The 19,201-nt window shown below is 70.2% G+C and carries 15 protein-coding genes; 7 read left to right on the forward strand and 8 right to left on the reverse strand.

Going from position 1 to position 19,201, the window contains the following annotated elements:
* The first annotated feature begins 531 nt into the window (after positions 1 to 531).
* Positions 532 to 1,050, forward strand: coding sequence for a DUF2690 domain-containing protein (locus tag E0500_RS10390; protein ID WP_165935232.1), 519 nt, complete (start codon positions 532 to 534; stop codon positions 1,048 to 1,050).
* A 138-nt stretch (positions 1,051 to 1,188) separates the two neighbouring features.
* On the opposite strand, the gene E0500_RS10395 is transcribed toward E0500_RS10390, so the two are convergent.
* The 3 genes from E0500_RS10395 to E0500_RS10405 all read right to left on the reverse strand — a co-directional run bounded on the left by E0500_RS10395 (position 1,189) and on the right by E0500_RS10405 (position 4,206).
* The gene (locus E0500_RS10395; protein WP_131571336.1) at positions 1,189 to 2,211 is read right to left on the reverse strand and encodes a Yip1 family protein; all 1,023 of its coding nucleotides are present in this window, start codon (positions 2,209 to 2,211) and stop codon (positions 1,189 to 1,191) included.
* 25 nt (positions 2,212 to 2,236) lie between these two features.
* Entirely contained in the window at positions 2,237 to 3,700 is a 1,464-nt protein-coding gene (locus E0500_RS10400; protein ID WP_309505016.1) for an FG-GAP-like repeat-containing protein, read from the reverse strand.
* A gap of 110 nt (positions 3,701 to 3,810) precedes the next feature.
* Positions 3,811 to 4,206 carry an ATP-binding protein gene (locus E0500_RS10405; protein ID WP_131571330.1) on the reverse strand — a complete coding sequence of 132 codons (396 nt, stop codon included), beginning with the start codon at positions 4,204 to 4,206 and terminating at the stop codon, positions 3,811 to 3,813.
* 184 nt (positions 4,207 to 4,390) lie between these two features.
* Between E0500_RS10405 and E0500_RS10410 the strand changes: the two genes are divergently transcribed.
* Positions 4,391 to 5,233 carry a helix-turn-helix transcriptional regulator gene (locus E0500_RS10410; RefSeq protein WP_131571327.1) on the forward strand — a complete coding sequence of 281 codons (843 nt, stop codon included), beginning with the start codon at positions 4,391 to 4,393 and terminating at the stop codon, positions 5,231 to 5,233.
* Between the two features lie 11 nt (positions 5,234 to 5,244).
* Positions 5,245 to 5,436, forward strand: coding sequence for a DUF397 domain-containing protein (locus E0500_RS10415; protein WP_131571325.1), 192 nt, complete (start codon positions 5,245 to 5,247; stop codon positions 5,434 to 5,436).
* Here the strand turns inward: E0500_RS10415 and E0500_RS10420 are convergent.
* The 5 genes from E0500_RS10420 to E0500_RS10440 form a co-directional block, all read right to left on the reverse strand.
* Entirely contained in the window at positions 5,430 to 6,824 is a 1,395-nt protein-coding gene (locus E0500_RS10420) for an FG-GAP and VCBS repeat-containing protein (RefSeq protein WP_131571322.1), read from the reverse strand. The two genes, E0500_RS10415 and E0500_RS10420, sit on opposite strands and share 7 nt — an antisense overlap.
* A 93-nt stretch (positions 6,825 to 6,917) precedes the next feature.
* Positions 6,918 to 8,366, reverse strand: a complete 1,449-nt coding sequence (locus tag E0500_RS10425) for an FG-GAP-like repeat-containing protein (protein WP_181586941.1) — start codon at positions 8,364 to 8,366, stop codon at positions 6,918 to 6,920.
* A 241-nt stretch (positions 8,367 to 8,607) separates the two neighbouring features.
* Positions 8,608 to 9,912 carry a VCBS repeat-containing protein gene (locus E0500_RS10430; protein ID WP_131571680.1) on the reverse strand — a complete coding sequence of 435 codons (1,305 nt, stop codon included), beginning with the start codon at positions 9,910 to 9,912 and terminating at the stop codon, positions 8,608 to 8,610.
* A gap of 166 nt (positions 9,913 to 10,078) precedes the next feature.
* On the reverse strand, positions 10,079 to 11,632 hold the full coding sequence (locus E0500_RS10435) for a VCBS repeat-containing protein (RefSeq protein ID WP_131571683.1): 1,554 nt from the start codon (positions 11,630 to 11,632) through the stop codon (positions 10,079 to 10,081).
* A 113-nt stretch (positions 11,633 to 11,745) separates the two neighbouring features.
* The gene (locus E0500_RS10440) at positions 11,746 to 14,028 is read right to left on the reverse strand and encodes a (Fe-S)-binding protein (RefSeq protein WP_131571686.1); all 2,283 of its coding nucleotides are present in this window, start codon (positions 14,026 to 14,028) and stop codon (positions 11,746 to 11,748) included.
* Positions 14,029 to 14,864: 836 nt separating this feature from the next.
* Here E0500_RS10440 and dnaK point away from each other — a divergent pair.
* The 4 genes from dnaK to E0500_RS10460 are packed head-to-tail and all read left to right on the forward strand — an operon-like array spanning position 14,865 to position 19,089.
* A complete protein-coding gene (dnaK, locus tag E0500_RS10445; RefSeq protein ID WP_152868847.1) occupies positions 14,865 to 16,736 on the forward strand; it encodes a molecular chaperone DnaK in 1,872 nt (623 codons plus the stop codon).
* Positions 16,733 to 17,410, forward strand: a complete 678-nt coding sequence (grpE, locus tag E0500_RS10450) for a nucleotide exchange factor GrpE (protein WP_131572323.1) — start codon at positions 16,733 to 16,735, stop codon at positions 17,408 to 17,410. The genes dnaK and grpE overlap by 4 nt, the downstream gene beginning before the upstream one ends.
* A gap of 33 nt (positions 17,411 to 17,443) precedes the next feature.
* Complete coding sequence (dnaJ, locus tag E0500_RS10455; RefSeq protein ID WP_181586942.1) at positions 17,444 to 18,631, forward strand: molecular chaperone DnaJ; 1,188 nt, start codon at positions 17,444 to 17,446, stop codon at positions 18,629 to 18,631.
* A gap of 5 nt (positions 18,632 to 18,636) precedes the next feature.
* On the forward strand, positions 18,637 to 19,089 hold the full coding sequence (locus E0500_RS10460; RefSeq protein ID WP_131571996.1) for a heat shock protein transcriptional repressor HspR: 453 nt from the start codon (positions 18,637 to 18,639) through the stop codon (positions 19,087 to 19,089).
* Positions 19,090 to 19,201: the final 112 nt, after the last annotated feature.

Here is a 19,201-nt window from a genome sequence, read left to right on the forward strand (position 1 = left end):
TTGTTTCAGCGCTCGGTGGGGGCGCCATCCTGTGGCGCCAACGAGCCCTCGATGTATAGGAGTTGGGAGAAATGGCGGGGATGTCGTAGGGGTACGCGTGGTGCGCGAAGGGGATGGGAAAGGGCCTTCGACCGCACGCGCCACCGGTGCGGGGAAGCCTTCGCCGGGCGGTAGGAGAAGGGGGAGACGCAGATGGCGGACGGGACGGGTGGTCCGTTACCGGACGACACGGGCGGCGGTCCCGAGGGGCGAACCGTGGGTCCCGAGGGCAGGGTCGTGGGTACGGGGCGTGCGGATGCGCCACCAGACGCGGGTGCGGGTGGCGTGGGTGGTGCCAGAGGCGGTTCCGGTGGCCGTTCCGGTGGCGGTTCCGGTAGTGGCTCTGGTGGTGGTTCCGGTGGCGCTGTCAGTGGGCCGGACGGCGATCCCGGCGGTTCCCGTGGGGGGCGCCTGGGGCGCGTCGTCGCGTGGGGCCGTGGGCTTGGGCCGCAGACGCTCGTTGGGGCCGTCTTCATCACCGTCGTCGGGGCCGTGGTGTCCGTGCTCCTCACCGCGGTGATCAGCGACGGCGGCTCGGAGAGCGGCACTGAGGGCGCCAAGGACGCAGTGGGCACAGCTGGTGGGTCGTCGGTGCCGAGGTGCTCGGGGCGGAGGTGCGACGGGTTCGACCCCAAGACGACGGGGTGTGGGACCGGGGCCAGGACCCTCTATGCCGACATGGCGGGCACCATGCGCCTGGAGATCCGGTACAGCCCGGCGTGCCATACGGTCTGGGGCAAGCTGACGGGCGCGGAGGTCGGGGACACCGTCGAGATACGGACCTCGCCGACCCGGCGGCAGGTCGATGCAGTCCGGTACGACCATGACAAGTACACGCCCATGCTGTCCGTGCCGGGGTCACGGGACTTCAGAATCCAGGCGACCGCTGTCGCCGTCAATCCGAAGAAGCGCGAGGTCAGGCAGGGGCACGAGCTGACGATCAGCGTCGACTCCACGGACCTGCCCACGGATCTGCCCGCCGCGACGCCCGCGACCGGCCGCGCTTCCTGAAGCCGGCTGACGAGTTCACGCACCCACGAGCGTCCCGGCATATGAAGGGCCCCGGCCGCACGGGGCGGCCGGGGCCCTTCACACATGGGTCCCCGCTCACATGCGGCAGGGGCCACTCACCTTGCTCTCGCCCGGAACCTAGAACGTCCCCAGCTTGATGATCGACAGAATCGCGATCAGCTGGATCGCCGACGCGCCCAGTGCCTTCGGCCACGGCAGGTCGTGGGACTTGGAGATCATCAGGGTCAGGAGCGCGCCCGCCGCGACCCAGGTGGCCCAGCCGAGGAGCTGGACGAAGGGGGCGTCGCCGCTCGCGAACATGGCGACCACCAGGCGTGGGGTGTCCGTGATGGACATGATCAGCATGGAGAGGCCGACCGTGGGCTGCCAGGCGCCGTCGCCGCCGAGCTGGCGGGCCAGGGTGTGGGTCACCACGCCCAGGATGAACGAGCTCACCACCATCGCGACCGCTGTCGTCAGGACGATCGGGATCGCGTTCGACAGCTTCGCGTTGATCACGTCTGTACGGGTGTCGTCGAAGCCGAAGACGGCGAGCAGGCCGTAGAGGAGGGTGACGACGAAAGCCGGGGCCCACATCGTGTAGTCGCGCATGACGAGGAAGGTCTGGTTCGGCGACATCACGATGCCGCGCAGCAGTTCCTTCCAGTGCAGGCGCGGGCCCGCCGGCGGCGCCGGGGCCTGGCCTGCGCGGTATGCGCCGCCCTGGTTGTACGGGTCCTCGCCGACCGAGAACGCCTGGGTGTGGCCCGGGTTGTTGGCCGCGTACGGGTCGTGGCCCTGGCCCTGGCCCGGGCCCTGGGGGTAGCCCTGGCGGCCGCCGTCGCCGAAGTACTCCGGCTCGCCGTGGTTCCCGCCGTGCGCCTGCGGCCAGCCCGACTGGCCGCCGGGGCTGCCCTGGGCGCCGTACGGCTGACCCCCGCCGTGCGGAGGTCGCTGCGGCGCCTGTGGGTAGCCGTACGGCGGGCCGCCCTGTGGGGGCTGCTGTCCGTACGGAGGGTTGTGCGGTCGCGCTTGAGGAGCGCCGTTGTTCCGGCCGCGTCCGATCCTGAATCCAGCCACGCCTTCGAACGTACCTGGTCCCGGGGTGTGACGTAGGGCGCACCGAGGAACGGGGACACCTTTGCGGCCGAGCTGTGACATCCCCTAAGGGGCTGTCAGAAGTGACTCAGTGACTACTCAGGGTTCTGCCGTACGAGAGTGCCGTTGACGGGGAGGGGAGGCTCAGGCGGGCTGGGGTGATGGCGTAGGAGTCGGCGGGCGACAGGGCCGGGAGGAGCCAGACTCCGCCTGATTTGTTGTTCTCGCCGGGGGCGCCGATCGCCGCGTCCGGGGTGCCGTCGTGATCGTAGTCGCCTGTCGCCACGGCCGTGCCGAAGGCGTCGCCCGCCTCTGTGACGCCCGGGACGCCGGCTGTGTTCTGGCTGTAGGCCGTTGAGGTCGCCTCGCCGGACGGGTCTACCAGGCCGCCGGAGCGGCCCAGCAGCAGCGTGGCCGCGCCGGCGCCCGCGCGCGTGCCGATCGCCTCTCCGGGGGCGCCCGCGATCAGGTCGTCGCGGCCGTCGCCGTTCCAGTCCAGTACGGCCAGCGAGGCGCCGAAGCGGTCGCCGTCCTCGGCGCGGCCGTACACGCCGGGTGTGTCCTGGTTGAGGGTCTGGGTGCGGGAGCCGAAGTTGTAGCCGCCCGTCGCGTTGCCGTAGTGGATGTGGATGCCGCCTCCCTTCGCGTTCTCCTCGGGGCCGCACGGGTCGTCGATGTTCTCGTCGGCGATCTCCCGGCACTCGCCGAGGGCCAGGTCGTCGTGGCCGTCGCCGTCGAAGTCGCCGGAGGCGAGAGCTGTGACGCCGGCGTTGTCGGTGTTCCAGATGTTGGCCAGGCGGGATTCGGAGGCCTCCCAGCTCCACAGGCGTACGTGCGACTGGGTGTAGGGCTGGTTCCTCGTCCAGTACGCCACCGCCAGGTCCGCCGTGCCGTCGTTGTCGAAGTCGCCGGTGGTCAGGACGGGGGCGCGGCCGCCCATCGGGGCGGTGAAGACGGTGGAGCGGGCCCCGCTGTTCGGCGCGAGCACCACCTCGTCCGTCGCGCCGATCGCCAGGTCCGTCTCCCCGTCGCCCGTGAGGTCGGCAGCGGTCACGGACTTCCCGTACGCCGCCGACGCCGACGGTCCGTTCGCCACCGTGGTGGCCGTGCCCAGGCCGCCCTTCGCGCCCCGCAGTACGGCGACGGTGCCCGCGTCCGTGCCGCGGCCGGTGACGTCCTCGCCGGGGGCGCCGATCACCAGGTCCGCCGTGCCGTCGCCGTCCACGTCGGCCACGGCCACGGCGGCGCCGAAACGGTCGCCCGTCTCCGGGGTGCCGGGAACGCCGGGCCGTGCCTGGCTGATGCGGGTGTTCCCGTGTGCGCCGAGGCCCTTCTTGCCGCCCCAGACGATGTTGACGTATCCGGCCTTGGCTCTGCCGCCCACCGTGGCGTCGGGGACGCCGACGGCCAGGTCCGCGTAGCCGTCCGCGTTGAAGTCGCTGACCGTGGGGTCGGGTGCGGCGGCCGTGGCCGTTGGGGCGGTCAAGATGGTCGGGGCGAGCGTCAGGGCGACGACGGTGGCCGCGGTCAGGGAGTGGGTCCGTATGCGCACGGGGGCTCCAGGGGCTCCAAGTGGGTGGGTCGGTCCGGTGGTTCTGTTCGGTTCACCTGTGTGACACCTGGAGGTCATGTGGGGTTGTGCGGGGTTGGGGGTGGTGGAGTTCAACGGTCACAACTGAGTTCGCACCAGATGTATTTGCCGCCGTTGCCGTTGCCGTTGACCTTGAACCAGCCCCAGTCGTCGGCGTACGCGTCGACGATGTTGAGGCCGCGGCCGTTCTCGCTGCAGAGGGCTGCGGGTGACGTGGCCGGGGGCGTGGAGTCCGTGTCCCAGGCGCCCAGGCGGAACGAGGGGCCTGACCGCCTGATCTTGAGGGCGGCAGGCCCCTTGGTGTGCCGGACGGCGTTGGAGAGGAGCTCGGAGGCGAGGAGCTCCGCGGGTTCGATGAGGGCGGGGAGGTCGTGGGTGGTGAGGATGTCGCGGAGGGTGCGGCGGCTGATGCGGACGGAGCGGGGGTCGTTGGGGATGTAGAGGGTGTACTCCCAGGGCATGGGCATGGGGGCTCCTGGAGGGCGCGAGGGGATTCCGGCGGTGGCTCCGTCGCGTCACGAGGCAGGGTGAGGCGATGCGCTTCCGCTTCGGAGGGTGGTCGTTGCATCACTGAAGGTAGGGGTGGTGTATCACCCTGGTCAAGGTGAACTGGAATACTGGTCCTCCCAACTGCCGGGAGGGAAGGGCCGCATGCCAGCGAGGAGCATCGTCACCGCGCGCCAGCAACGCTTGGGTGCAGAGCTGCGTAAGCTCCGGGAGCGGGCGGGGCTGACTGCCAGGGAGGCGGCCAGGGCAGCGGGTATCGCCGAGAGCAAGGTCTCCATGACGGAGGCGGGCCGGGTTGGAGTGAGTGCCGAGCGCGTACGACACCTGGCCAGTCAGTACGCGTGTGATGACGCCGCTCTCGTTGACGCGCTCGTGGCGATGGCGATCGAGCGGGGGCGTGGCTGGTGGGAGGACTATCGCGGGCGGGTGCCGATCGGGTACCTGGACCTGGCCGAACTGGAGGCTCATTCGGCGCACTTGAGGACGTTCGAGAGCGTGCACATCCCGGGCCTGCTCCAGACCGAGCACCAGGTACGGGCGATTTTCGCCAGGTCGGTGCCGCGGCTCTCGGAGGAGGAGCTGGAGACACGGGTGCAGTTCCGGCTTCGCCGACAGGAGGTCCTGGCGGGCCTGCGCTACGAGGCGTTGATCCATGAGGCCGCGCTGCGGATCAGGGTGGCCGACCGGAAGGTTGCGCGGGAGCAGCTGTTGTGGCTTCTGGAACGGTCCGAGTTGACCAACGTGACGATCCGTGTGGTGCCGTTCGACGTCGACGGTTTCGCCGGTGTTGTCGACCCGGCGACCTACTCGGGCGGGCCTGTGCCCCGGCTGGACACCGTGATGGTGGACAGCCAGCACGGCTGTGCTTTCCTGGATGCGGAAGCGCAACTCGCACGCTACCGCGAGGTGCTCCGCAAGGTGGAGGCGGCCGCGTTGGGAGTCGTAGAGTCCCGAAAGCTGATCCACCAGCTCGCACAAGACATCTGAAGGAGCAGAGCATGGCGCGCGGCATCACGTGGCAGAAGTCCTCGTTCTCCAGCGGTGGCGACGCAGCGAACTGCTTGGAAGTCGCGGCCCCCCAGCCAACCGGCACCCGCCTCCTCCGCGAAAGCGACGAGCCCGGCACCGTGATAGCAACCACCGGTCCCGGACTCGCCGCCCTCATACGTCACCTGCGCGACGGCTACTGAAGCATCCCCCTCACCGTGTCGCCTTCCACGGTCGTGGCGCCCGACGTCGTGACCCCCGTCGACGAACCCCGCAGCATCAGCGAGCCGGACGCACCCTCCACGTACAGGTCGGCCTTGCCGTCGCGGTTGGTGTCGCGGAGGCGCACCGTGCTGCCGAAGTACTCGCCGGACTGGAGGTCGCCCGGTACGCCTGTCGTGTTGCGGGCGAACCACTGCGAGCCCGTGGCGGACAAACCGGACGCGCGCCCGTACAGGATCTCGACGCCGCCCGCTCCGTCACGGCCGCCCAATGCCTCGCCGGGGACGCCGATCGCGAGGTCGCGGTAGCCGTCGCCGTTGATGTCGCCGGACGAGATCGAGCCGCCGAAGGAGTCGTACGCCTCCGGGGTGCCTTCGATGCCCGAGGTCGACTGGGTGAAGCGCGCGCTCTTGTCCGGGCCCGAGGACGAGCCGTACCAGACCGAGACACGGCCCTTCCACTTGTCGTACAGCGGGGTACCGATGGCGATGTCGCCGTAACCGTCCTTGTTGAAGTCGTTGATGACGCCGTCGCCGCCCCGGTCGGCCTCGCCGCCGTTGCCGTTGACCCGCTCCAGGCGGAGCGTCTTGCCGGGGTAGAGCCTGACCTCGCCGCCCTTGATGAACCAGGCGTCCGAGGCGATGTACGTATCGGTGACGACGTCGCCGATGATGACGAGGTCGGTCTTGCCGTCCTTGTCGACTTTGCCCGCGATCACGGCGGTGGAGTAGAAGCTGGACGAGTCCTTGTCCAGGGTGCTGACCGTGCCGTGGACGCCGGACTTGCTGATGGAGCCCCGGTAGACGTACGTCTTGCCGGCGTTGACGAGGGCCAGGTCCGGGCGGCCGTCGCCGTTGAAGTCGCCGGTGGCCAGGTCGGAGCCCATGCGGGCGTACGACTGCTTGGGGCCCTTGTTGGGGATGGTGAGGCCGCCCGAGAGGCCGTCCTTGCTGCCCCAGAGGACGGTGACGGCGCCCTGGTCCTTACGGCCGTCGACGTCCTCGCCGGTGGCGGTCACCGCGAGGTCGCCGTAGCCGTCGTTGTTGAAGTCGGCAGTGGTGCGGACCTCGCCGAAGAAGTCGTCCGTTTCGTCGGCGCCCGGGACGCCGGGGCTGGCCTGGTCGATGAACTGGGTCTTCGTACCGGGCCCGTTGGCCGTGCCGAAGGTGACCAGGACGCCGCCGCCCTTGCTGTCGCCGGCCGGACCGTACGAGTACACGGCGTAGTCGCGGTAACCGTCGCCGTTGAAGTCGTCCGCGTACTTCGCCGCGGCCGCGCTCGCCGGGGCTGCCGAGGCCAGGGTCAGCAGCCCGCCGGTCAGGGCCGCCGCCGTCGCCGTGGCCAAGGCGGCGCGAGTGGGTCTCTTCATGTCTCTGTGTCTCCTGGAGAGTTGGCGACTGATTCCGCCTGGAGTCAGGGGCGCCGGGGGAGTCGGGGGAGGGGAGTCGGGGCGCCGGAGGCGTCAGCCGCCCAGCGTCGTACCGAACGCCGGGGCTCCCGAGGTGGAGACGGCGGTCGTGGACGGGCCGAAGGACTTGGCGGTGGACGGGGAGGCGCCCCTGAAGGACCAGATCGCGCCGTCGCCGTCGTTCTCGTTGGGGGCTGCGACCGTGAGGTCCGCCTTGCCGTCCTTCGTCATGTCGGAGAGGAGGACCCGGCCACCGAAACGGTCGTTGGACTCCGCGGTGCCGGGGACGCCCGCTGTGGACTGGGAGAGAGTGACCGCACCTGAGGCCGAGAAGTTCGTGGCGTTGCCGTAGAGGATCGTCACCGTGCCGGTGTCCTCGGCGCCGGAGAAGGACTCGTACGCCGCCCCGGCCGCCAGGTCGGCGTAGCCGTCGCCGTTGATGTCGCCGAGGGCCACCGACTTGCCGAAGCCGTCGCCCGACTCCGCGGTGCCGGGGACGCCGTTCGTGGCCTGGGTGAACTCGGAGGTGAAGCGGGCATTGACCCACTCGGCCTCGGGCGCGCCGTGGACGAGCGTGACCTTGCCGCCGAGCGCCCCGGAGGGGTCGGCGGAGGGCTCGCGCTGGTTGCCGATCACGATGTCGGCGTAGCCGTCCTTGTCGACGTCACCGACGGCCGAGACATAGCCGCCCGGGATGTACTCCAGCCAGTCCGCGAAGTTGCCGATGCGGGCATCGGCCACCGCCGTGAGCGCGTCGTCCGTGCCCTTGGCGCGGCCGTGGATGACGAGGCTGTCCCATCCTTCGCCGTTGATGTCGCCCGCGGACAGGTACTCGACGCCGTACGTCGTGTTGAACGGCTCTGGCGCGGATCCCAGGCCCGAGCCCATGCCGCCCCCGAAGTCGCCCGTCTTGGTGAACTTGCCTTCGACGATCCAGATGTTGCTCCGGCCGGTGCCGCCGACCGCCACGTCGTCGTCCCCGTCGCCGTCGAAGTCCCCGGCGGCCAGGGCCTGACCGTAGCGGTCGGCGTCCTCCATGCCGCTGTAGTCGATGAGGGTGCGGGCGCCGGAGAGGCCCGACGGGCCGCCCCAGATGATCACGACCGTGCCGCTGTCGACGTCACCGGGCGTGTCCTCGCCCGGGGCGCCGACGAGCAGGTCCGCGTAGCCGTCGGTGTTCAGGTCCGCCGACGTCACCGCCGCACCGAAGGCGTCTCCGGTTTCCGCGGTGCCCGGGATACCGGCCGAATTCTGACTGAACGTCTGGTACTTGGTGGTCTTCAGACCAGTGGACGAGCCGTACACGACGGACACCGCCCCCGCCTTCGCCTTGCCGCCGACGGTGGCACCCGGCGCGCCGATCGCGAGGTCGCGGTACCCGTCGCCGTTGAAGTCGTACGGGGCGGCCGTGGTCGCCGCGTGGGCGGCGGGCGCCGCCAGGGCGAGCGGGGTCAGGCCGGAGGCGAGGAGGCATGCCGCCAGGAGGAACGGGCGTGTGCGCAAAGAGACTCCAGGGTCGGGACAGGGCCCGCACCCGAGAGGTGCGGGCCGACTGGCGGAAGGGCGCCACGAGCAGTGGACTGCTGGAGCGGGGGCAGGGTTGTGCTGAAGGGCGTGCATTTTTGAGGTTGTTGGGTCGTTGGGGCGTGCCTTACTGGGAGACAGCGGTCAGCCCGCAAGGACGTCGCCGAAGTACGTCAGACCGGACGCCGAGCCCGCCCGCTCTCGGGTCAGCCGCTCCCGGTCAGCCGCTCCCCGCCAGGAACTCCGCCGTGGAGAAGGTGACCTGCGGCTTGGTGGCCACCAGTCCGTTCTTCCGGCCCGGGTACACCGCGACCGTGTCCTTCGTTTCGCCCCGGTAGGTGCGTACGGCCAGGTCGGCCAGACCGTCCCCGGTGAGGTCGGCTACCGCCAGGACGCGGGTCGTGCCCGTCGCGGGTGGCTTCACGGTGACGACGGTGGAGGTGGACAGTCCGCTCGTACGGCCCCGGAGGATTCTCAGCTCCGAGCCGCTGGAGACGAGTTCGTCGAAGCCGTCGCCGTCGAAGTCGCCCGCGTCGAGGACCGTGCCGGGCACGTCGAGCGTGGTGCGCACGGTGGCGGCTTGGGCAGCGGTCAGGTCGTATCGCAGTGACGTTCCGCCCTGGGAGCCGATCGCGGCGTCGAGCGCGGCCTTGGTCCGGCCGAAGCGGCCGAAGGCGACGTCGGCGCCCGCGGGGAGGGCGAAGCCGGTGCGGGCGGGGCCGTTCGGGCCGCCGTACACGACGCTCGACGGGGACGCTTCGCCGTCCTCGCGGACCAGCAGGTCGTCGTAGCCGTCGCGGTTGACGTCGACCGCGGGGCCGGTGGGGACGTTGCCGGGCGCGGCGAGTGGCTGCCCGGCCGCGCGCGGGGCGCCCTGGCGGGTGAACGGGCCGCGCAGATAAGTGAGTTGGCTTTCCGAGGCGTGCAGGACGAGGTCGTTCGCGCCGTCCCCGTCGAAGTCGCCGCACACCGGCTGGTCGGGCCAGTCGTTGCCGGCGCGGGCCCGCGCGGGGACGGTGAGCTTGACCGCCTTGCCGGTCAGGCCGCCCGGCGAGCCGAAGAGGATCTGGAGCGGGACAGGTGGCCGGCCCTGCCCGTCGTACGGCGGGTCGGTGGAGACGACGAGGTCGGTGAAGCCGTCCCCGTCCAGATCGCAGCTCTCCTCGGCGTCGAAGACGGCCGGGAGCCGGCCCTTCGTGGCGGCGGCCTGCTTGGCCGGGGAGAGCAACTGCCGTGCACCCGGCCGCAGTCCGCCCTCCGTGCCGTACACGATCCCGATGCCCGCGTCGTCCTCGTGGCTCTGCCGCTTGACCAGGTCGTTCAGGACCAGGTCACGGTGACCGTCGCCGTTGAAGTCGTCGGCGACCTTGCTGCCGTCCCCGCGCGGCACGGGCACCCGCGCGTGCGCCTTCGCCACGGGGACCGGGCCCGGCTTCTTCGCCGAGCCGTCGTCGTCGCTGTTCCGGCTGGAGCCGCAGGCGGTGAGGAGAGCGCAGGCGGCTGTCAGGGCCGCCGTCACACGCATACCAGTTCTTCGCCCGCGCCCTCGCCCGTGCACCGTCCACCTCATCCGCACCGATGACAACAACCGAGCCATCATGCACATGCCCGAGCGGTGCGGTAAGGGCTGGGTGCGCCATGTTCCTGCCATGACGGCCGCGTCGTCAGTTGGGTCAGGCTGCTCAGACTGGTCAGAGAGAGCGGGACACCCCGACGTCGGCCGGTGTGAAGTGGGCAGTCCGGTCCGGAGCCAGCCCGTTGTCCGTGCCGTACACGACGAGGAACATCCCCTTGCGCTTCTCGTACAGCGGCAGGAACAGGACCGCGTCGTCGTGGTCGTCGCCGTTCACGTCGAGGAGAGGTGGGTCGGCGGTGAAGTCGTTCCACTCGTACGGGTTGCGGGTGCCCGGCAGGCCCTCGGTCGTGGAGTCCATGCTGGTCGCCCCGTCGATCGGGGCGGGGCTCCCGTCGGAGGTGCCCGGGACGAGGGTGAGCCGGCCGTCGTGGTTGCGGAAGTTCGGCGCGCTGATCAGCAGGTCGGGGCGGCCGTCGCCGGTCATGTCGCCCACCGCGGCCCGGGCGCCGAAGCTGTTGCCGAGGTCCGACGCCACGGTGGCCGTGTCCCGCCCGGTGCCGAGGCCGGCTCGCGCACCGTAGAGCACGCGCACGGCGCCGTCGCCGCTGCTGATGGTGTTCCACAGCAGCAGGTCGGCCAAGCCGTCTGCGTCGGCGTCGCCCACGTCGGTCGCCCCGTCGAAGGCGCTCCACAGCTTCGGGTCGGAGAGGGCGGCCTCCAGCGCGGGGGCGGCCGGGAGGCCTCCGTCGGCCGCGCCCTCACGCGTCTCCAACGGGTGGCAGGGCCTCGTCGGCTCCTCCTCGTAGTCTCCGCACTGGTAGTGCAGGAGCACCTCGGCGTGGCCGTCCCCGTCGAAGTCGCCCGTCGTGGCATGGCCTGGGGTGGCCCAGCCGTCCTGGCCCAGATCGAGGGGCACCGTGCGGGCGGGGGCGCCCTCACGGCCGAAGGGGCCCAGGAGCATGCGGCCGCCGGTGGCGTCCCGGACCTCGGGATAGTCGGGCCTCTTCTTGAAGCCCGCGTCGAGGAGGTCGGTCCTGCCGTCCCCGTCGAAGTCGGCGACGGCCAGCAGGCGGGTGTCCTTCGGTACGGCCAGGTCCTCCGGGGCGGACAGCCCGCGCGGCCCGCCCCACCACACGCGGGCAGCACTCGCCCCGGTGTCCGACTTCCCCTCGATGAGGTCCGTGTGGCCGTCGCCGTCGAGGTCGGCGCGGAACAACCAGCCGCCCTCGATGTCGGTGTAGCGCTGTGACCACTCCGGGCGCAGGCCCTTCGCCGATCCGTACACGATGACGAGGTGGGTGGCGGACCACTGGCCCTTGGAGTAGGCGCGGACATAGCCCGCGTAGTCGTCGTATCCGTCCCCGTTGAAGTCGCCGGTGTCGAGGTCCTTCGGGGAGGACGCGGGTGTGCCGGCGGCCGGCCGTGCGGTGGTGCGCCAATCGGTGGCCTTCGGGGAGGACGCGGGTGTGCCGGCGGGGGGTCGTGCGGTGGTGCGCCGGTCGGTGCCCGTGCCCGTACCCGGGGCGTCCGCCGTGCAGGCCGTCGCGGCCAGCAGGAGGCCGGCCGTGAGGAGGGCGGTGACGCGCCGGCGCGTCAGGTGTGCGGGTGCTGTTTGGGCGCCTCGCGGCACTTTTGCCCGTGTCGGTCGTGCCGCCTTCATCGCCGTCATACGTACGAGAACACGCCACCTCTCCGACCAGTGGGGGGAGATGGCGTGTTCCGTTATGCGTTCGTGTGCGGGCCTTTACTGTTATGGGCCCCATCGCGGCGACTCAACCGCGGTTACTTCACCGGCTGCGGCTCCGGCTCGCTCTCCGCGTCGGCCGCGCCCGCCGGGGGCTCGTCGTCGTCCGTGGCCGGGGTCCTGACGGAGTCGAGGAGCAGCTGGGCCACGTCCACGACCTGGATGGACTCCTTCGCCTTGCCGTCGTTCTTCTTGCCGTTGACCGAGTCGGTCAGCATGACGAGGCAGAAGGGGCAGGCGGTGGAGACGATGTCCGGGTTGAGGGAGAGAGCCTCGTCGACGCGCTCGTTGTTGATGCGCTTGCCGATCCGCTCCTCCATCCACATCCGCGCACCACCGGCGCCGCAGCAGAAGCCGCGCTCCTTGTGACGGTGCATCTCCTCGTTGCGCAGGCCCGGGACCTTGCCGATGATCTCGCGCGGGGGTGTGTAGATCTTGTTGTGGCGGCCCAGGTAGCACGGGTCGTGGTAGGTGATGATGCCCTCGACCGGGGTCACCGGGACCAGCTTGCCCTCGTCGACGAGGTGCTGGAGCAGCTGGGTGTGGTGGATGACCTCGTAGTCGCCGCCGAGCTGCGGGTACTCGTTGCCGAGCGTGTTGAGGCAGTGCGGGCAGGTGGCGACGATCTTCTTGGCGGACTTGGGCTTCTTCGTGGACTCGTCTTCATCGTCCTCGCCGAACGCCATGTTGAGGGCCGCGACGTTCTCCATGCCGAGCTCCTGGAACAACGGCTCGTTGCCCAGTCGCCGCGCCGAGTCACCGGTGCACTTCTCGTCGCCGCCCATGATCGCGAACTTGACGCCCGCGATGTGGAGGAGTTCCGCGAACGCCTTCGTCGTCTTCTTGGCGCGGTCTTCGAGGGCGCCGGCGCAGCCGACCCAGTAGAGGTAGTCGACCTCGGTCAGGTCCTCGATGTCCTTGCCGACGACCGGGATCTCGAAGTCGACCTCCTTGGTCCACTCCAGGCGCTGCTTCTTGGCCAGGCCCCAGGGGTTGCCCTTCTTCTCCAGGTTCTTGAGCATCGTGCCCGCCTCGGACGGGAAGGCGGACTCGATCATCACCTGGTAGCGGCGCATGTCGACGATGTGGTCGACGTGCTCGATGTCGACGGGGCACTGCTCGACGCAGGCGCCGCAGGTGGTGCAGGACCACAGGACGTCGGGGTCGATGACGCCGTTCTCTTCCAGGGTGCCGATCAGCGGGCGTTCGGCCTCGGCCAGGGCCGCGGCGGGCACGTCCTTCAGCTGCTCCTCGCTCGCCTTCTCCTCACCCTCCATGGTCTTGCCGCCGCCGGCGAGGAGGTAGGGGGCCTTGGCGTGCGCGTGGTCGCGCAGCGACATGATCAGCAGCTTGGGGGAGAGCGGCTTGCCGGTGTTCCAGGCCGGGCACTGCGACTGGCAGCGACCGCACTCGGTGCACGTGGAGAAGTCCAGCAGGCCCTTCCAGGAGAACTGCTCCACCTGGCTGACACCGAAGATGTCGTCCTCGCCGGGGTCGGTGAGGTCGATCGTCTTTCCGCCGGAGGTCATGGGGAGGAGGGCGCCGAGGGAGGTCCCGCCGGTGGCGTTGCGCTTGAACCAGATGTTCGGGAAAGCGAGGAAGCGGTGCCAGGCGACACCCATGTCGGTCTTCAGCGAGACGGTGATCATCCAGACGAAGGACGTCCCGATCTTGATCATCGCGGTGAGGTAGACCAGGTTCTGCAGCGTGCCGGTGCCGAGCCCCTCGAACGCGGCGACGAGCGGGTACGAGGCGAAGTAGGCGGCCTCGTAGTGGGCCACGCCTGCGAGGGCTCCCTCCAGGCCACGCAGGGTCATGATGGCGAGCCCGATGATGAGGATGACCGACTCGACGAAGTAGGCCTGACCGGTGTTGGAGCCGGCGAAGCGCGACTTGCGGCCCGCGCGTCCGGGGCGGGACAGCTGCCGGATGACGATGAGGGTCAGAATCCCCAGCGTGGTCATCGTGCCGATGAACTCGACGAACATCTCGTACGGCAGCCAGTGCCCGATGAGGGGCAGGACCCAGTCGGCCTTGAAGAGCTGCCCGAAGGCGTTGACCAGGGTCAGTACGAGGGAGAAGAAGCCGACGGCGACAAACCAGTGGGCGACGCCGACGACCGCCCAGCGGTTCATGCGGGTGTGGCCGAGGAACTCCCTCGCCACCGTGAGGGTGCGGCTCTTCCAGTCGTCGGTGCGCGTACCGGCGGGGACGTCCTGGCCGAGCCGTACGAACCGGTAGATCTGCGCGATGGCACGGCCGAACAGCGCCACGCCGACCACGGCGAGTACCAGCGACACGATGATCGCGGCGAGTTGCATTTGGGGGCTCCTCGGGCCTGCGAGGGTTTCTTCGAGGCGGACGTCGTCGTAAGCCTCGGAGCTCATTACTAAGCGGTAACTTATGCAGTCCGTCTGAGACTACCCACTTCTTGTGCCGCACTGTAGTCAGCGGGGTGGTGATCTGCGTCGCTGAGGGGCGCCTGGGGGGGATGTCGGGTGTCGGGTGTTGGTGTCGGGTGGGGTTCTGGGGTGTGTGCCGGGGTGTGCACCTTGGCGCCTTGGTGCGCGTACCCGTTCATCCCATAGTGGTGCATATTGGGTAGCCTGCGGCTGGAGTGGTATGGGCCGCTCGCTGCACGGGTGGTTTTCTCGCCCCCGCCGCCCCTACCCGTCCCATCCCTTCCCTGGGGCTGCCGCCCCCAGGCCCCCGCATCGGCCTGAACGGCCTCGTCCTCAAGCGCCGGACGGGCTGAAAAATCCAGCCCCGCCCGCACAATCCAGCCCCTCCGGCGTTTGAGGAGCGGGGGTCCGGGGGCCGGCCCCCGAAGCGGGGTCCGGGGCGGCGCCCCGAAGAGGAGGGCGGGGTGCCGTCCCGGAGTCGGGGGTCTGAGGGGGCGCTGCCCCCTCGGCGGGGTCAAGGGGCGGCGCCCCTGGGGACGGGACGGGTAGGGGCGGCGGGGGCGAGGGAAATTGCGGTGTCACCCGCGAGGGCGCCCCGCCGTTAATCACTCAGCGGGGGAAACCGACAGGTCGGAGCCCCATTGCGCGTAAGGAACGGATAAGAGTTGAGTCGGGGTGGCTCAGGTCTGTTGACCCAGCGGCAGGCGTCATGCATGCTTGAGTCCGTTCCACTCAAGTCAGCTGGAGGAATTGAAATGGCACGTGCGGTCGGCATCGACCTGGGCACGACTAACTCCGTCGTCAGCGTTCTGGAGGGCGGCGAGCCCACCGTCATCACCAACGCCGAGGGCGCCAGGACCACGCCGTCCGTCGTCGCCTTCGCCAAGAACGGTGAGGTGCTCGTCGGCGAGGTCGCCAAGCGCCAGGCGGTCACGAACGTGGACCGGACCATCCGCTCGGTGAAGCGTCACATGGGCACGGACTGGAAGATCGAGCTCGACGGGAAGCACTTCAACCCGCAGCAGATGAGCGCCTTCATCCTGCAGAAGCTCAAGCGGGACGCCGAGGCCTACCTGGGCGAGAAGGTCGCGGACGCGGTCATCACGGTCCCGGCGTACTTCAACGACTCCGAGCGTCAGGCGACGAAGGAGGCGGGTGAGATCGCGGGCCTCAACGTCCTGCGCATCGTCAACGAGCCCACCGCCGCCGCCCTCGCCTACGGCCTCGACAAGGACGACCAGACGATCCTCGTCTTCGACCTCGGTGGCGGCACCTTCGACGTGTCGCTCCTGGAGATCGGTGACGGCGTCGTCGAGGTGAAGGCCACCAACGGTGACAACCACCTCGGTGGTGACGACTGGGACCAGCGCGTCGTCGACTACCTGGTGCAGCAGTTCCGGGCCGGCCACGGCGTGGACCTCGCCAAGGACAAGATGGCCCTCCAGCGCCTCCGCGAGGCCGCTGAGAAGGCCAAGATCGAGCTGTCCTCCTCCAGCGAGACCTCGATCAACCTGCCGTACATCACGGCCTCCGCCGAGGGCCCCCTGCACCTCGACGAGAAGCTCACCCGCGCCCAGTTCCAGCAGCTCACCGCCGATCTGCTGGAGCGCTGCAAGACGCCGTTCCACAACGTCATCAAGGACGCGGGCATCCAGCTCTCCGAGATCGACCACGTCGTTCTCGTCGGTGGTTCGACCCGTATGCCCGCCGTCGCCGAGCTCGTCAAGGAGCTGACCGGCGGCAAGGAGGCCAACAAGGGTGTGAACCCGGACGAGGTCGTCGCCATCGGCGCCTCGCTCCAGGCCGGTGTGCTCAAGGGCGAGGTCAAGGACGTTCTGCTCCTCGACGTGACGCCGCTGTCCCTCGGTATCGAGACCAAGGGCGGCATCATGACCAAGCTCATCGAGCGGAACACGACGATCCCGACCAAGCGGTCCGAGATCTTCACCACCGCCGAGGACAACCAGCCCTCCGTGCAGATCCAGGTCTACCAGGGCGAGCGCGAGATCGCGGCGTACAACAAGAAGCTCGGGATGTTCGAGCTGACCGGTCTGCCCCCGGCCCCGCGCGGCGTGCCGCAGATCGAGGTGTCCTTCGACATCGACGCCAACGGCATCATGCACGTCACGGCGAAGGACCTCGGCACCGGCAAGGAGCAGAAGATGACCGTCACCGGCGGCTCCTCGCTGCCGAAGGACGAGGTCGACCGCATGCGCCAGGAGGCCGAGCAGTACGCGGAGGAGGACCACCGCCGCCGCGAGGCCGCCGAGACCCGCAACCAGGGCGAGCAGCTCGTCTACCAGACCGAGAAGTTCCTCAAGGACAACGAGGACAAGGTCCCGGGTGACGTCAAGACCGAGGTCGAGGCCTCCGTCGAGGAGCTGAAGACCGCGCTCAAGGGCGAGGACACCACCGAGATCCGTACGGCCACCGAGAAGGTCGCCGCCGTCTCCCAGAAGCTGGGCCAGGCCCTGTACGCCGACGCTCAGGCGGCTCAGGCCGCGGGCGAGGCCGGTGGCGCCGCCGGTGCCGGAGCCGGCGCGGGTCAGGCCAAGGCCGCTGACGACGACGTCGTCGACGCCGAGATCGTTGACGAGCCGCGTGACCGCAAGGACGGTGCCGCGTGACGGAGGAGACCCCGGGCTTCGACGAGCAGCCGCAGGCCGCGTCGCCGCAGCAGCCCGACGTCCCCTCCGGCGCGACCCCCGACGACGCCGAGTCGAAGGCCGCCCCCCAGGAAGGGGCGGCCCCGACCGGGGACGCAGGCGCACAGGCGGCGCTGGTGGCCCAGCTCGACCAGGTCCGTACCGCGCTCGGTGAGCGCACCGCGGACCTCCAGCGGCTCCAGGCCGAGTACCAGAACTACCGCCGCCGCGTCGAGCGCGACCGGATCACGGTCAGGGAGATCGCCATCGCGAACCTCCTGACCGAGCTCCTGCCCGTGCTCGACGACATCGGCCGCGCCCGGGACCACGGCGAACTCGTCGGCGGATTCAAGTCCGTCGCCGAGTCGCTGGAGACGGTCGCGGCGAAGATGGGTCTGCAGCAGTTCGGCAAGGAGGGCGAGCCCTTCGACCCGACGATCCACGAGGCCCTGATGCACTCGTACGCACCGGACGTCACGGAGACGACGTGCGTGGCGATTCTGCAGCCCGGGTATCGCTTCGGCGAGCGCACCATCCGTCCCGCGCGGGTGGCCGTGGCCGAACCGCAGCCCGGCGCCCAGACCGTCAAGGCGGACTCATCGGATTCCGCGGAGACGGCCGACGACAAGGAGAGCGGTGGCCCGGACGAGGGCTGAGCTTGAACCAACCAGGAAGGAGGGGCGTCGAGGATGAGCACCAAGGACTTCATCGAGAAGGACTTCTACAAGGTCCTCGGCGTCCCCAAGGACGCCACCGAGGCCGAGATCAAGAAGGCGTACCGGAAGCTCGCCCGCGAGTACCACCCGGACGCCAACAAGGGCAACGCCAAGGCCGAGGAGCGCTTCAAGGAGATCTCCGAGGCGAACGACGTCCTGGGTGACCCCAAGAAGCGCAAGGAGTACGACGACGCGCGGGCGCTGTTCGGCAACGGTGGCTTCCGTCCTGGCCCCGGCGCCGGCGGCGGCTCGTTCAACTTCGACCTGGGCGACCTCTTCGGAGGCGGCGCGCAGGGCGGGGGCGGGCAGGGAGCGGGCGGCTTCGGCGGCGGGATCGGAGACGTCTTCGGCGGGCTGTTCAACCGCGGCGGCACGGGCGCGGGCACGCGTACGCAGCCGCGGCGCGGCCAGGACATCGACACCGAGGTCACGCTGAGCTTCACCGAGGCGGTGGACGGCGCGACCGTTCCCCTCCGTATGACCTCGCAGTCGCCCTGCCGGGCCTGCTCGGGCACCGGCGACAAGAACGGCACACCGCGTGTGTGCCCGACCTGTGTCGGCACCGGCCAGGTGGCGCGGGGTTCGGGCGGCGGCTTCTCGCTGACCGACCCCTGCCCGGACTGCAAGGGCCGCGGGCTCATCGCCGAGCACCCCTGCCCGGACTGCCAGGGCAGCGGCCGGGCGAAGTCGTCCCGGACGATGCAGGTGCGCATACCGGCCGGTGTCACGGACGGTCAGCGCATCCGGCTCCGCGGCAAGGGCGGGCCCGGCGAGCGGGGCGGCCCGGCCGGCGACCTGTACGTCACGGTGCACGTCGAGGCCCACCCGGTGTTCGGCCGCAAGGGCGACAACCTGACGGTGACGGTGCCGGTGACGTATCCGGAGGCGGCGCTGGGCGGCGAGATCCGTGTCCCCACGCTGGGCGGACCTCCGGTCACCCTGAAGCTGCCGCCGGGCACGCCCAACGGACGCACCATGCGCGCCCGCGGCAAGGGCGCGGTCCGCAAGGACGGCACCCGTGGGGACCTTCTGGTCACGGTCGAGGTGAGTGTCCCGAAGGACGTATTGGGGAAGGCTCGTGACGCGCTTGAGGCGTATCGCGCAGCCACCGCGGGCGAGGACCCGCGGGCGGAGCTGTTCCAGGCCGCGAAGGGAGCTTGAGGGTGATGGACGGCCGTCGGCGTAATCCGTATGAACTGACCGAGGAGACCCCGGTCTACGTCATCTCGGTGGCGGCCCAGCTCTCCGGCCTGCACCCGCAGACCCTGCGCCAGTACGACCGTCTGGGCCTGGTCTCGCCGGACCGCACGGCCGGCCGGGGCCGTCGCTACTCGGCCCGTGACATCGAACTGCTCCGCCAGGTGCAGCAGTTGTCGCAGGACGAGGGCATCAACCTCGCCGGCATCAAGCGCATCATCGAGCTGGAGAACCAGGTCGCCGCGCTCCAGTCCCGCGTCGCGGAGCTGGAGACGGCCCTGGACGGCGCGGCGGCGGCCATGCGGCAGCGCGAGGCCGCGGTGCACGCCTCGTACCGCCGCGACCTGGTCCCGTACCAGGAGGTCCAGCAGACGAGCGCACTGGTGGTGTGGCGCCCGAAGAGGCAGCAGTCCTCGGACTGACGTACTTCGCCGACTACGCGCGGGGCCCGGAGGTTCGGCGGTTCAGCCGAACCTCCGGGCCCCTTCGCGAACTCGGACCCGGCCTCGGTGTCCTGGCCCGGACACCAGCCGC

The sequence above is a fragment of the Streptomyces sp. KM273126 genome (assembly GCF_004337435.2).
Lineage (GTDB): Bacteria > Actinomycetota > Actinomycetes > Streptomycetales > Streptomycetaceae > Streptomyces > Streptomyces acidicola.